Origin of the sequence: Pseudooceanicola marinus, assembly GCF_020177265.1 — a bacterium.
Lineage (GTDB): Bacteria > Pseudomonadota > Alphaproteobacteria > Rhodobacterales > Rhodobacteraceae > Pseudooceanicola > Pseudooceanicola marinus_A.
Map to the genome: position 1 here is coordinate 54495 of NZ_JAIVMC010000012.1, position 13346 is coordinate 67840.

The window sequence follows — 13346 nt, forward strand, 5'->3', positions numbered from 1 at the left end:
TCAGTCGGTGAAGAGATGGGGCAGCGAGAGGATCTCCTCCGCCGTCGCCGCATCTACGGAAAGGAAATCGGCCAGGGCCGCGGCATTCTGGGCCGGGGCCTGGCCTTCGCGGATACGGCCGAGATGTTCGAAATCGCTGTCCCGGATGCGGTCGCTTTCATAGGCAATGTCGTGGCGGATCGTCGGCAAGAGCCGTTCCAGCGTGTCCTGCGCGGTCTGTTCGCCCGCCAGGCCCACGCGTTTGGCATGGCCCACCAGATAGTCGTCGGTGAAATTGCATTCGATCTCCAGCAGCCGGGTGCGGGACCGGTCGCCGCAGAAATCCTGCATCAGGTCGAGGCCCGACGGGTCCATGCAGACGATCATCCGATCCGTCTGGTGGTAATCGAACAGCATCCGCATCAGCGCGCGCCGGTGGCGGGTGCGTTTCTCCAGCGTCGACTGGATACCACCCAGGTCCGGCAGCGGCGTCGTTGCCTCGTGGAAGAGATATTCGATGGCATGAATGCCGGTCTCTTCGACAATCCGCTCCACCAGCCGCTTGGCCACGTGCCATTTCTTGCAGATCACGATCATCAGCTCGCGTTCGCGCCCCAGCGAGCTTTCGGTTTCCCAGAACCGCGTGGCGAAACGGCGCCCGATCCGGCCACGCCCGGTCAGGAACTTGTACAGGGACCGCCCCTCGTTGGAGATCTGGAAGTCGACCCCGCGCGCCGCGTAGAGCTGCCCGAGGCGGCGCTTGACCTCATGCGCCTCCGGCGAGAGCTTGCGCGCAAAGAGGAAATCCTGCGCCAGCAGCAGGTCATAGTGGTCGTTATAGAAGGTCACCGGCATGCCGTAGTCGGTGAACATCAGGAAGGTCAGGGTGCGCGAGCGGATCTCCTTCGCCGGCACCAGGTGGCGCACCAAGGTCTGGAAGAAGGTCTCATCCGGGATCCATGTGGTCCGGAAGAAACGCATCACGTCGCGGCGGGTCTTGGTGAAGTCCAGGATCGCCTCGATCGTGCGCCGACGCAGGCACCACCACTGCGAACCGATCATGATCTGCAGATCCTCCGGGATCTCCCGCGTCAGGCCCAACTTCTTCTGCCATTCCAGCGACTTGTAGAACCAGAACTTGTGCTTCCGCTCATTCAGGTAGTGGCGGTAGATCAGCCGCTCTTCCTTGATGCCGGTCTTGATCCAGCCCGAGGTGTGGAAGTCGAAGCTCTCGCAATAATCCACCTCCTCGCGGTCAAGGAAATCATGGGCGTACTCGGCGGTCTTGATCGCCATGCAGTCGCCCGAGAGCATGTAGAAATGGGTGGCGCGGGGGAAGGCATCGACCGCGGCCTCGACCGCGTTCAGCGTGGCCTCCACCAGGGACCATTCCCCCCAGCCACATTTGCACCGCTTGCGGGCGAAGGTGACGCGGGGGTTGTCCTTCAGCGCGGCGCGGATCTGGTCGTAATCGGCGGGGTTGGCGCGGGCGTCGAAATGGATCGCCATGTAGTCGCCCACGGCGGTCAGCCGGTTTGCCTGGTCAATGATCCCCTGGGGGTCCTTGTGACACAGCAATATGAACGCGATCGTCGCCATATGCGTCAGCGCAGCCCTTCAGCATCCGGGGGTTTGCCCAGTGATACGCGTCAAGGCGGATTGATAAAACAGGGTTTCTTTGCTTTTTTGTGCGAGACACGCGCCGGGTTTGGGGACAGGCGCCAAAAACAGGCGCCGGGGCAGACGGGCGCAACGCAAAGGGACAGGCATAATGGGGTTTCCAGGCACCTGGATGACGGAGAGCGAGAGCGTGGTCTATCGCGTGGTGCCGAAATGCGCCTGCTCCACGATCGGGCAGATCATGTTCTACTCGGACCATGGCCGGTTCTTCGACGGCGACATCCACGATTCGACCGACGGGCTGCACAAGTGGTCGCAGGACCATAGCCAGCCCCTGATCGAGGCGAACGTGCAGGGGCACAAATCCTATGCCTTCACCTGCGTGCGCAATCCCTACACCCGGATCCTGTCGTCCTTCTTCGACAAGATCTGCGGCATCCAGCGCAACGGGCGCCGCTATCGCGGCAACCTCGTGCCACTGTTGATCCAGAAATACGGCATCGAGGTCGGCGGCGAGGACGGCCAGGACGACTTCGACCAGATCGCCAGCTTCCGCCGCTTCCTGCTGTTTGCCCGCGACACCATCCGCTGGCGCCGCCCGATGGAGCCCGACATCCACTGGTCCGCCATGGCGGGGCATGTGTCGACCTTCATCGTCAACGGCGGGCGCTACGACAAGATCTTCTGGACGGAACAGTTCAACGACGGGATGCAGCAAGTGCTGAACGCCATCGACACGCCCCATGCGGTCGACCTGGGCCAGATCCCGCGCTTCAACGAAAGCGAGGGCCACGGGCCGAAGCGGGCACATCCGGTCGAGGATTACTTCGACGACCTGTCGATGCATCTGGTCTACGAGATCTACAAGCGCGACTTCGACCTGTTCAAATACGATGTCGCCAATCCGGCCAACAAGATGCCCGTGGGGGAGATCGACCTGGACGAGGTGCACGCCAAGCTGGGCGAATGACCGGAGTCGCGGGGCCCGCCCCTGACACGATCATCGCGGGCTATGCCCGGGCCGCCGAGGCGCTGATCCCTTCCTACGAGACCGCCGTGACCACCGAGGCCCTTCTGGCACCGGTCGCGGCGCTGTTGCCCGAAGGTCCGGGTCGGATGCTGGACCTCGGCGCCGGGACCGGGCGCGATGCCGCCTGGTTTGCGGCGCGCGGCTTCGACGTGTTGGCGCTGGAGCCGGTCGCGGCCTTTCGGGCGGCTGGCGCTAAGCACCGGCCGGGCATCACCTGGCGCGATGACCGGCTGCCCGAGCTTTCCAGCCTCACGGCCGCCGACGGCCCCTTCGATCTGGTTCTGGCCAATGGGGTCTGGCATCACCTGACGCCCGAGGCGCAGGTAGCGTGTCTGCCTCTGCTCTGCGGACTGACGCGTCCCGGCGGGCGCCTGATCCTGTCCCTGCGCCATGGCCCGACACCCGCCGACCGACCCGGGCATCCGATCGATCCGGACAGGCTGATCCGGCATGCCGGTGCGAGTGGCTTCAGCTGTCTTTCCCGTGTCGAGGCCGCATCGCATCAGCCCGGCAACAGGGCCTCCGGCGTGACCTGGACCTGGTGCGTCTTCGAACGCGACAGCCGATAGGAGACCGCAAAAAACCCTGCCGCAAGCGGCAGGGTAAGGTGGTGGCGCCGCGTCCCCCAGGATGCGGCGCCGGCGGATAGCGATTTCAGGCCTCGGGCCTCAGCGCATTTCCTGGCGGATCTGCTGGCGCATCGCGTCGATCGGGATGCTCTTGCCGTCCCGCTTGATGCACCAGTAGGTCCAGCCGTTGCAGGACGGCGCGCCTTCCAGCTTGGCGCCGACCTGGTGGATGGATCCCTTGATGTCCGCCTGGGCCAGCGTGCCGTCGGCGCGGACCTTGGCCTTGTAGCGGCCATTCAGGGAATGCAGCTCCTCGCCCGGACGCAGCATGCCGCGTTCGACCAGCTGGCCGAAGGGCACGCGCGGCTCCGCACGCTTGGCGCGGGTCACTTCCAGCGCCTCCTTGTCCAGCTTGCGCACCCGGCCCAGGCGTTCCTCGGCGACCTTGATGTAGGCCTCCTCGCGCTCGATCCCGATGAAATCGCGGCCCAGCATCTTCGCCACGGCGCCGGTTGTGCCGGTGCCGAAGAACGGGTCCAGCACGACGTCGCCGGGGTTGGTCGAGCCGATCAGCACGCGATGCAGCAGCGACTGCGGCTTCTGCGTCGGATGGGCCTTTTCGCCGTTGGCATCCTTCAGGCGCTCGCCGCCGTTGCAGATCGGCAGGACCCAGTCGGAGCGCATCTGCACGCCTTCGTTCAGCTCCTTCAGAGCCTCGTAGTTGAAGGTGTACTTGGCCTTCTCCGACTTCGACGCCCAGATCATCGTTTCATGGGCGTTGGTGAACCGCTTGCCGCGGAAGTTCGGCATCGGGTTGGCCTTGCGCCAGACCACGTCGTTCAGGATCCAGTAGCCTTCGTTCTGCAGGGCGGCGCCCACGCGGAAGATGTTGTGATAGCTGCCGATCACCCAGATCGCGCCGTTCGGCTTCAGGATGCGGCGCGCGGCCTTCAGCCAGTCCCGGGTAAAGCGGTCGTAGACCTCGAAGCTGTCGAACTGGTCCCAGTCGTCGTCGACCGCATCGACCTTCGAGTTGTCGGGACGGTGCAGATCGCCGCGAAGCTGCAGGTTGTAGGGAGGATCGGCGAAGATCAGATCGACCGAGTTCTCGGGAAGTGCATTCATCACTTCCACGCAGTCGCCGGACAAAATGGTATTGAGAGGGAGCTCGGGAGCCCCTTTTGCTTTGGTGTTCATCATGTACTGCCTCAATGCACGGCGCGATTTTCGCGCTCTATGTTGTGGACAAATGATGAGTCAAAGCAGATTCGAGGTCAATTTATTTATTCGAATCAGGGGTTTAGTTTTCGTCTCGACACAAGATATTGCGCACAGGCGTGAAGGAACGTCTATGATGTGGGGTCACCCCGAGATTTTGTAGTCCCGCCTGATGGACCTTCGTCGGGTAGCCCGCGTTCGATTCCCAGCCGTAGCCGGGATACTGTTGCGCCAAATCCACCATGATCGCGTCGCGGGCAATCTTCGCCAGGATCGAGGCCGCGGCGATGGACAGCGACTTGGCATCCCCCTTCACCACCGCCGTCGCGGGCAGCGTCAGCGCCCTGGGCAGACGGTTGCCGTCGACCAGCACGTGATCCGGCCGGACCGGCAGCCCGTCGATCGCGCGGCACATGGCCAGGTGGCTGGCCTGCAGGATGTTGATCTCGTCGATCTCCTCCACGCTGGCGTGGGCCAAGCAGACATGGGCGCTGTCGTGCAACGCGGCCAGCACGGCCTCGCGCCGTTTCGCCGACAGCTTCTTCGAATCGTTGATCCCATCGGGGATGGCGGCCGGGTCGAGGATGACGGCAGCGGCGGTCACAGGGCCGGCCAGCGGGCCTCGACCCACCTCATCAACGCCGGCCACCAGGCGGGCGCCACGGGCGAACAGGGCCTCTTCGAGGGAGAAATCCGGTTGTGTCTTCATCCCCGCGTTTGAGCAGGCCCGCCCCCGCCTGGCAAGGGCCAAGCGGCGCGGGCGCGACCGAGATGCAAAAGGCCCCGCCCGGGCGAACCGGACGGGGCAAGGTGCTGCTCTGGTTTGTCGTCGGGTCGGGGTCAGGTCGTGACCCAGCCACGCTTCTGCATGCAAACCTTGCGGTAGATGACCTTCGGGCCCTGGACACCTCTCGGGATGTCGGTGCGCTGGCGGCAGGCCTGGGGCAGCTGCTGCGGACGCGAGGCGGTCTTCTGCGCGCAGGCGGCACGGTAGCCGATGGCGCGGTAGCCGTTCACCCAGGTGCGCACCTCGCAGCGCGATGCGATGGTCTTGCGCGCCGGACGGGGCCGGGGGGTGTGGTTCCAGCCTCCGTTGTTGTGGCCGCCGTTGTTCCAACCACCGTTATGGCCGCCATTGTTCCAGCCCCCCCGGTTCCGGTCCCGATCCTCATGCTTGCGATCGTCGGCGCGGCTTTCGTTGGCGATGGCTGTGCCGATGATGGCAATGGCGCCGATGCCAAGCAGCGCCTTGGCCAGGTCGTCATTGCCCGCGCTGGCGGGCGTCGCGGTGATCGAGGTCGCGGCCACTGCGGCGGCGATGGTGGAAAGCACGGCCTTGCGGGTCATACGGAAGAAACGGGTCATGGGTCTGTCCTTTCGGCGGAGGCCTTGCGGCCGGTTAGGTCTGTCGTTGGATCTGTCTCGGGCGGCGGGGCCACCTGTTCATCATGTGTTACGGTGATCTCCCGGGGGGCCGTCGCGGCCTTGGCCCGAAAGCGATGAGATGAACTTGGGCCTGCCCCCTCTTGCCGGGCAATATCACCGCCGGGCTATCCGATAGCCCCCGATGACAGCCCCCGGACATCGGATAACAGGCCCATGAAAGTTGCGCGGGATCAGCCGGTTATCCGATAACGGCGGCGCATGGCCGCTCGGTCATTGAATAGCGGCAATGAATGGCCGACAGTGGCGCCATGACCCGGAAAACAGCCTCTCTCATGCTGGCGCTCGCCACCTTCGCCCTGACCACGGCCCTGCCCGTGTCGGCCCAGGCGGCCTGCTATGCCGACTACAAGGCGAAGCGCGACCAGCCCTACGAACTGCACTACGGCGTGCTGCAGGTTTCCGCCTGCGACACGTCCACCGCGACCCAGGAAGCGCGTCAGAGGCTTGCACAGGCGGGCTGGGAGCTGCTCAATGTCGTCTCCGTCTTCGACGACAGCGGGCTGGCAGACAGGAAGGCCAATGCAGGACCCTATTATCTTCGCTTCTGACATCCGGAAATCGGGCACGCGCACCGTCGCCCTGGGGCTGGCCGCCGTGGTGGCGATCCTGGCCCTGGCGGCGGTGTTCCTGTTCCTGAACCTGCCCGATGCCAATGCCTTCAACCACCGGGTCGAACGGATCTTCGTGGAGAACGACCTGACCTCCCAGTCGGAGGTGCAGCTGCTGAACATCCTGGCGCTGTCGGGCACGGCCTTTTCGGAAACGCTGACCTCCTACCGGATGGTCATCTTCGTGCTGCTGATCTTCTCCGCCGCGCTGCTGCTGGCCGCCCTTGGCTCTCTGGTCATGCTGGTGACGCTGAACCGGCGTATGGCGGCGATCGAACGCGCCGGGATCGAGGTGAACAGCCTGATGATCTCCCGCGATGAAAAGATGGTCTACCTCAACAACCTCGGGTTCAAGCTGACCGATGCGGCGATCGAGACGCTGTCGGTGCTGGCCGAGGCGCGGATGGACGACGACGTGCTGTCGGGCGTGCAGATCGAGGCGATGATCTCCGGCCGGGCCGAGGCCGATTGCGAGGAGGCCGCCGGCGCCACCCGGATCAAGCGGCTGCGCGACACCCTGGGCAACCAGATCGTCAGCGAACTGTTGATCAAGAACATCGCGCGGCGCGGCTACGTGCTTTCCGTGGGCAAGGATGTTATCCGGGTACTCTGACCACAGGAGGCCCCGCATGACCCGGACAATCGACATCAACTCCGACCTGGGCGAGGCCTATGGCCCCTGGAAGATGGGCGATGACGCCGCGATGATGGGCGTGGTCAGCTCGGCCAACGTGGCCTGCGGCGGCCATGCCTCGGATCCCGAAACCATGTACCGAACGCTGCGGCTGTGCCGCGAGGCGGGCGTCACCGCCGGCGCCCACCCGGGCTATGCCGACCGCGAGGGGTTCGGTCGTCGCATCATCCCCATGACCGGCGAGGAGATCACCCGCCTGGTCGCGGCGCAGATCGGCGCGCTGCAGGGCGTGGCCACCCTGGCCGATTGCCCGGTCACCTTCGTCAAACCCCATGGCGCGCTGAACAACCTTGCCTCCGCCGACCGGAGCGTGGCCGATGCCATCGCGGTGGCGGTGAAGGCCTCCGGCCTGGCGATGCTGGCGATCTCGGGGACCGAGCTGGAAGCCGCCTCCCGCGCCGCCGGGATCCCCACGATCTCGGAAATCTTCGCCGACCGCGGCTACCAGGACAACGGGTTGCTGGTGCCCCGTGGCCAGCCCGGTGCGATGATCCACGATGCCAGGACCGCCGCCGAGCGCATCCTGCACCTGCTGGACACCGGCCGGATGCAGACCGTCACCGGCGCCGAGATCCCGCTGGCCGCCGAGAGCATCTGCGTGCATGGGGATGAGCCCTCCGCCGTCGCCCTGGCGACAGAACTGCGCGCCCGGCTCGAAGCAGAGGGCGTCACCATCGCCCCCTTCGCCTGACCCCGCTCTGATCCGACAGCTTGAAATACTCCGGGGGGATGAATTGCGTTGCCCCGCAACGCAAGAAGGGGGCCAGCGGCCCCCTTCCCTTTTTCCAAAGAAATGACGGCCCGGGTCAGCTGGGCGACATGCCCCGCAGCCGTTCCGACCGGCGACGCAGCAGTTCCACCGTCGCCAGAAGGCAGATCGAGATACAGACCAGGATCGTCGCCACCGCCAGGATGGTGGGCGAAATCTGTTCGCGCAGGCCGATGAACATCTGCCAGGGCAGCGTCTTCTGCCCCGCCGAGCCGACGAAGAGCACCACGACCACCTCGTCGAAGGAGGTGATGAAGGCGAAAAGGCCCCCCGAGATCACGCCGGGCAGGATCAGCGGCATCTGCACCCGGAAGAAGGTGGTCACCGGATCGGCCCCCATGTTGGCCGCCGCGCGGGTCAGCGAGCGATCGAAGCCCACGAGTGTCGCCGTCACCGTGATGATGACGAAGGGAATGCCCAGGGCCGCGTGCGCCAGCACGACGCCCAGATAGGTCCCCTGCAGACCTATGCGCGAGTAGAAGAAGTACATGCCCGCCGCCGAGATGATCAGCGGCACGATCATCGGCGAGATCAGGATCGCCATGATCGCCTGGCGGAAGGGCACATGCGGCTGGCTGAGGCCGATCGCGGCCAGCGTGCCGAAGCCCACGGCCAGGATGGTCGCCACCGGCGCGATCCGCACCGAGTTCCAAAGCGCCCCCTGCCAGTCAGAGTTGGTGAAGAAGTCGCGGTAGTGCTTCAGCGAGTAGCCCTCGGGGTCGAAGGCCAGCATCTCGGGGGTGAAGGTGAAGAAGTCCTCGGCGTTGAAGGACAGCGGCATCACCACCAAGATCGGCGTGATCAGGAAGACCAGGATCAGCCCGGCGATGATGCGGAAGGCATAGTGCCACAGCACCTGGCGCGGGGTGGCATAGGGCGGGATCTCGGTCCGGTAGCGGCCCGAGGCGACAAAGAAGGTCAGCCAGCCGAAGAACACCCCGAAGATCGCGCCGGTCACCGCCCCCGGCAGCCCGGCGAAGAGGAAGCCCGCCACGATGAAGATCACCGCCAGGCCCCAGCGGGCCGCCTTCTGCTGCTCCCGCATGAAGGTGGCCAGCACCCAGGCCAGGGCGAAGATCACCGCGCCGCCGGCCACGAAGCCCAGCAGGCCCGAGCCCTGAGCGGTGCCGACGAAGATCCCGAAGAAGGCCCCGAAGACGGCGGCCACTCCGGCGGCGAAGATGGCGGATGTGGGTTTTGCGATTGTCAGTGCCATTGTCTCGCCCTCCTCAGCCCAGTTTCACGTTGTCGATGCCGACGATCCGGTCGTAGGCCCAGTAGAGCAACAGCACCACCGCCAGCAGGATCGCCCCGAGTGCGGCCGCAAGACCCCAGTTGAGCGAGCTGGAAATGTGGTAGGCGATCCGGTTCGAGATGAAGGTACCCGTCCGGCCACCGACGATTTCCGGCGTGATGTAGTAGCCGATCGCCAGGATGAAGACGAGGATCGACCCCGCCCCGATGCCGGGCACCGACTGCGGGAAGTAGACCCGCCAGAAGGCCGTCCAGTTGGTCGCGCCCAGGGATTTGGCCGCCCGCAGGTAGCTGGGCGGAATGCCCTGCATCACAGAGTAGAGCGGCAGGATCATGAAGGGCAGCAGGATGTGGGTCATGGCCACGATCGTGCCGAACTGGTTGTTGATCATCACCAGGCGGGCGGCGTCATCCACCAGCCCCAGCCAGACCAGCACGTCGTTGATGACGCCCTGTTGTTGCAACATCACCTTCCAGGCCGAGGTCCGCACCAGCAGCGAGGTCCAGAAGGGCAGCAGCACCAGGATCATCAGCAGGTTGGCCTTGGACGCCGGCAGGTTGGCCAGCAGCCAGGCCACCGGGTAGCCCAGCAGGATGCAGGACAGGGTGATGGTCAGCGACATGAACAGCGTCCGCTGGAACAGCACCATGTAGAGGCGCTGGCCGTCCGGGCGCATCTCGATCCCGTCGGGGGTCAGCTGCATGTCCACGGCATTGAGGAAATAACCGCCGGTGTAGTTGGAGGAATAGGTCTGGATGGTGGCCCAGATATCCGGGTTCAGCCAGTCCTCGTCCTCGCTTTCGAAGAAGGCGGTGTAGTTGATCGGTTCGGCCTGCTCGGCCAGCGTCTGCTGCGCGGCGACCAGCGCCTCGGCGCCGGGGCCGTCGTAACCGGACAGATCCGCCGTCTGCAGATCCTGTGCCAGGCCGGCGTAGACGCCTTCCCAGGGGTCCTCCTCGGCCACCACATCCTCGTCCATCAGCGCGGTGAAGACGGCGAAGTCGGTATAGGCGAAGGTGGTCTGCGGCAGCAGCTCCATGATCTCGACGGAGGGGGCAAAGCCCACGTCGCCGGTCAGGCGCGCGTTTTCAAGCGCCTGCAGCCGCGCGCGGTGTTCGCGCACCAGGCTGGCATCCGTGTCGCCGGTGCCGGTCATCAGCTCGTACCAGAAGGCGCCTTCGCCCCAGCTGTCGTCGGCATCTTCCAAGATGTCCTGGTATTCCTCACCGAGGTCCTCCAGCCCGCGCCCCGTGGAGCGGAAGAGCGAGGACACGCCGGTGTATTCGTAGTTCAGGCGCGTGCCCAGGCGGGTATGCGCGCGGGCCTCGGCGGCCAGGTAAAGATCGTAGTAGAGCGCCTCGTAGACCTCCTCGCCCGGCGGGGTGCCGGTGGTGTGGTCCCAATCCTCCAGCACCTCGGTGGCCGTGGGCAGCGTGTCGGAAACGATCTGGTTCTCGACGGAGCGGAACAGCATGTCCGCGATCGGCGCGATGAACGTCACCAGGACGAAGATCAGCAGCGGTGCGATCAGCATCAGCGCACGCAATTTCTGGCGGCGGAGAGCACGGTTGAGACTGCGCTTCAGAGGCGTGCCGTCGGCGGCCAGCATGGGGCCGTTCTGGGTCGTATCGCTCATGTCGTCCCTGTCGGTTTGATAGCCCGGCTCACTTGCGGAGCCTTTTCGGGGAGTGGACGGGCCGCCGTCCGTCTGGCGCGGCCCGTCCTGTTCGTCATGCCATCAGGCGCGAATTACTGGGCCAGCCAGGCCTGGAATTTCGCGTCGATGTCGTCACGGTAGTCAGCCCAGAACTCGTAGTTGTAGAGCAGGGTGTTTTCGGCGTTTTCCGGGTTGGTCGGCATGTGCGGCGCCATGTCGATGCCCAGTTCGGCGTGCTCACCCACCAGCGGCGCGGAGGATTCGCGGGCCGGACCGTAGGAGATGTAGGCAGCCTGATCCGCCAGACGCTGGGTGTCGGTGGCGAAGTAGACGAAGTCCTTGACGGCTTCGAGCTTCTCGTCGCTCAGGCCGGTCGGGATGATCCAGCCGTCCAGGTCGAAGACCTGCATGTCCCACATCATCGCAACGGGCTGTTCCTGCTCGACGATGACCGAGAACAGGCGACCGTTGTAGGTGGAGCCCATGAAGATTTCGCCGTCAGCCAGCAGCTGCGGGGTGTCGGCACCGGCGGACCACCAGATCACGTCGTCCTTGATGGTGTCGAGCTTGGCCAGAGCCTGATCCTGACCTTCGGGGGTCGCCAGAACGTCGTAGATCTCGTCCTTGGCCACGCCGTCGCAGTACAGCGCCCATTCCATGTTGTTGATCGGGCGACGCTCCAGCGAACGACGGCCGGGATAGGTTTCCAGATCGAAGATCGAACAGATGTCGGAGGGGGCGTCGACGCCTTCGGGCACCATGTCGGTGCGGTAGCCGAAGGTGGTCGAATAGGCGATCTGCGGGATGAAGCAGTCGGAGACGATCATGTCGCCGAAGTCATCCTCGGCCGAGGTGCCGTCGTCGGCCGGGGCCAGCATGTCCTCGGGATCGTATTCCATCGCCAGGCCTTCGTCGCACAGGCGGATGGCGTCAGCAGCCACGACGTCGACCAGGTCCCAGGTGATGTTGCCGGCTTCGTTCATGGCACGCAGACGCGCCACTGCTTCGGCCGAGCTTTCGTCCCAGGTGACGGAGACGTCGGGATTGGCTTCGACATAGGGCTCAACGTAAGCCTTCTGCTGGGACATCTGGTAGGCGCCGCCCCAGGAGACGAAGGTCATGTCCTGCGCGGAGACGGTGCCGGCGACCAGCGCCAGTGCCGTACCGGCCAGGAAGGATTGAGTGAGTTTCATGTCATAACTCCCATTTTCAACCCGTTGTGTTTCATTCATGGATCCGCGGTTACGGGTGAAACGCGCGGTATCTCAACAGGCCGCAGCCGCGCCGGAACGCGACCGCAGGTGTAGCGTGCGATCAGGCGTCCAGCGCGCGGCAATCATCCGGCAGCCAGCCGATCTCGACCATCTGGCCCTTCTTCAGGCGTTCCTGGTCGGGGGCGTTCCGGGTCTTCATGACGAAGTCGTCATTGCCGGCCACGCGCAGGCGGGTGCGGAAGATGTCGCCCATGTAGACGAATTCCAGCACCTCGGCCTTCAGCAGGTGCGCGCCCTCCTGAAGGCGCTCCTTGTTGGTCTCGACGCGTTCGGGGCGGATCGACACCTGCGTGCGCTGGCCGACCTCGGTCACGTTGACCGGGCGGGCCGAGATCAGCTCGCCGTTGTCGAGCTGCACCGTGCAGGTGTTGCCGCTGATTTCCTTCACCACGCCTTCCAGCGTGTTGTTCTCGCCGATGAACTGCGCGACGAAGCTGTTTTCCGGCTCTTCATAGAGCGTGTCGGGGGCCGCCAGCTGCTGGATGCGACCGTCGTTGAAGACGGCAACGCGGTCCGACATGGTCAGCGCCTCGGTCTGGTCGTGGGTCACGTAGACCGTGGTGATGCCCAGTTCATGCGCCAGGCGGGTGATCTCGAACTGCATGTGTTCGCGCAGCTGCTTGTCCAGCGCGCCCAGCGGTTCGTCCATCAGCACCAGTTCCGGTTCGAAGACCAGGGCACGCGCCAGGGCGATCCGCTGTTGCTGGCCACCCGACAGCTGGGTGGGCCGGCGACCGGCGAAATCGCCCATCTGCACCATGTCCAGCGCGCGCTTGATCTTGGTCTCGCGCTCCGACTTGCCCATCTTGCGCACTTCCAGCGGGAAGGACAGGTTCTCGGCCACGGTCATGTGGGGGAACAGGGCGTAGTTCTGGAACACCATGCCGATGCCGCGCTTGTGCGGCGGGATGTTGTTGATCGACGTCCCGTCCAGCTTGATCTCGCCGTAGGTGGCGGTCTCGAACCCGGCCAGCATCATCAGGCAGGTGGTCTTGCCGGACCCGGACGGCCCCAGCATCGTCAGGAACTCCCCCTTCGGCATGGTCAGGTTCAGATCCTTCACGACCAGCGTCTCGCCGTCGTAGCTCTTTTGCACACGTTCGAATGCGACGAATGCCTCGCTGTCAGATGTAGCTGCCAATTCAGGCTCCCCGTTTCGTTTTTTCTTCGCAGGCATGCAGGGCCCGCGTTAGGGTTGGGCGAAACCTTGCCACCGGCAAAGGACGC

13 protein-coding genes are annotated in these 13346 nt (G+C 64.9%); 5 read left to right on the plus strand and 8 right to left on the minus strand.

The window, feature by feature from the left end; translation table 11 throughout:
- Entirely contained in the window at positions 1 to 1578 is a 1578-nt protein-coding gene (locus LC066_RS18875; RefSeq protein ID WP_224902342.1) for a DUF5928 domain-containing protein, read from the minus strand.
- A 172-nt stretch (positions 1579 to 1750) separates the two neighbouring features.
- Here LC066_RS18875 and LC066_RS18880 point away from each other — a divergent pair, with 172 nt between their 5' ends.
- Together LC066_RS18880 and LC066_RS18885 are read left to right on the plus strand one after the other, a co-directional pair.
- The gene (locus LC066_RS18880; protein WP_224902345.1) at positions 1751 to 2569 is read left to right on the plus strand and encodes a sulfotransferase family protein; all 819 of its coding nucleotides are present in this window, start codon (positions 1751 to 1753) and stop codon (positions 2567 to 2569) included.
- Positions 2566 to 3198 carry a class I SAM-dependent methyltransferase gene (locus LC066_RS18885; protein WP_224902348.1) on the plus strand — a complete coding sequence of 211 codons (633 nt, stop codon included), beginning with the start codon at positions 2566 to 2568 and terminating at the stop codon, positions 3196 to 3198. The genes LC066_RS18880 and LC066_RS18885 overlap by 4 nt, the downstream gene beginning before the upstream one ends.
- Positions 3199 to 3297: 99 nt before the next feature.
- On the opposite strand, the gene LC066_RS18890 is transcribed toward LC066_RS18885, so the two are convergent.
- The 3 genes from LC066_RS18890 to LC066_RS18900 form a co-directional block, all read right to left on the minus strand.
- A complete protein-coding gene (locus LC066_RS18890; protein ID WP_408634074.1) occupies positions 3298 to 4398 on the minus strand; it encodes a site-specific DNA-methyltransferase in 1101 nt (366 codons plus the stop codon).
- 100 nt (positions 4399 to 4498) lie between these two features.
- Positions 4499 to 5125 (minus strand): ribonuclease HII, encoded by a 627-nt coding sequence (locus LC066_RS18895; protein ID WP_224902350.1) that lies wholly within the window; start codon positions 5123 to 5125, stop codon positions 4499 to 4501.
- A gap of 131 nt (positions 5126 to 5256) precedes the next feature.
- Positions 5257 to 5781 carry a hypothetical protein gene (locus tag LC066_RS18900; RefSeq protein ID WP_224902353.1) on the minus strand — a complete coding sequence of 175 codons (525 nt, stop codon included), beginning with the start codon at positions 5779 to 5781 and terminating at the stop codon, positions 5257 to 5259.
- 329 nt (positions 5782 to 6110) lie between these two features.
- Here LC066_RS18900 and LC066_RS18905 point away from each other — a divergent pair, with 329 nt between their 5' ends.
- The 3 genes from LC066_RS18905 to LC066_RS18915 are packed head-to-tail and all read left to right on the plus strand — an operon-like array spanning position 6111 to position 7855.
- Positions 6111 to 6410, plus strand: a complete 300-nt coding sequence (locus LC066_RS18905; RefSeq protein WP_224902356.1) for a hypothetical protein — start codon at positions 6111 to 6113, stop codon at positions 6408 to 6410.
- A complete protein-coding gene (locus tag LC066_RS18910) occupies positions 6382 to 7083 on the plus strand; it encodes a hypothetical protein (RefSeq protein ID WP_224902359.1) in 702 nt (233 codons plus the stop codon). Before LC066_RS18905 ends, LC066_RS18910 begins: the two co-directional genes overlap by 29 nt.
- A 16-nt stretch (positions 7084 to 7099) precedes the next feature.
- Positions 7100 to 7855 carry a LamB/YcsF family protein gene (locus LC066_RS18915; protein WP_224902362.1) on the plus strand — a complete coding sequence of 252 codons (756 nt, stop codon included), beginning with the start codon at positions 7100 to 7102 and terminating at the stop codon, positions 7853 to 7855.
- Between the two features lie 115 nt (positions 7856 to 7970).
- Here the strand turns inward: LC066_RS18915 and LC066_RS18920 are convergent, their stop codons facing one another.
- The 4 genes from LC066_RS18920 to LC066_RS18935 form a co-directional block, all read right to left on the minus strand.
- Positions 7971 to 9149 carry an ABC transporter permease gene (locus LC066_RS18920; RefSeq protein WP_224902365.1) on the minus strand — a complete coding sequence of 393 codons (1179 nt, stop codon included), beginning with the start codon at positions 9147 to 9149 and terminating at the stop codon, positions 7971 to 7973.
- Between the two features lie 13 nt (positions 9150 to 9162).
- Complete coding sequence (locus LC066_RS18925; protein ID WP_224902367.1) at positions 9163 to 10824, minus strand: ABC transporter permease; 1662 nt, start codon at positions 10822 to 10824, stop codon at positions 9163 to 9165.
- A gap of 113 nt (positions 10825 to 10937) precedes the next feature.
- Positions 10938 to 12038 carry an extracellular solute-binding protein gene (locus LC066_RS18930; RefSeq protein WP_222475194.1) on the minus strand — a complete coding sequence of 367 codons (1101 nt, stop codon included), beginning with the start codon at positions 12036 to 12038 and terminating at the stop codon, positions 10938 to 10940.
- Positions 12039 to 12159: 121 nt separating this feature from the next.
- Positions 12160 to 13260 carry an ABC transporter ATP-binding protein gene (locus tag LC066_RS18935; protein WP_222475195.1) on the minus strand — a complete coding sequence of 367 codons (1101 nt, stop codon included), beginning with the start codon at positions 13258 to 13260 and terminating at the stop codon, positions 12160 to 12162.
- Positions 13261 to 13346 lie beyond the last annotated feature (86 nt).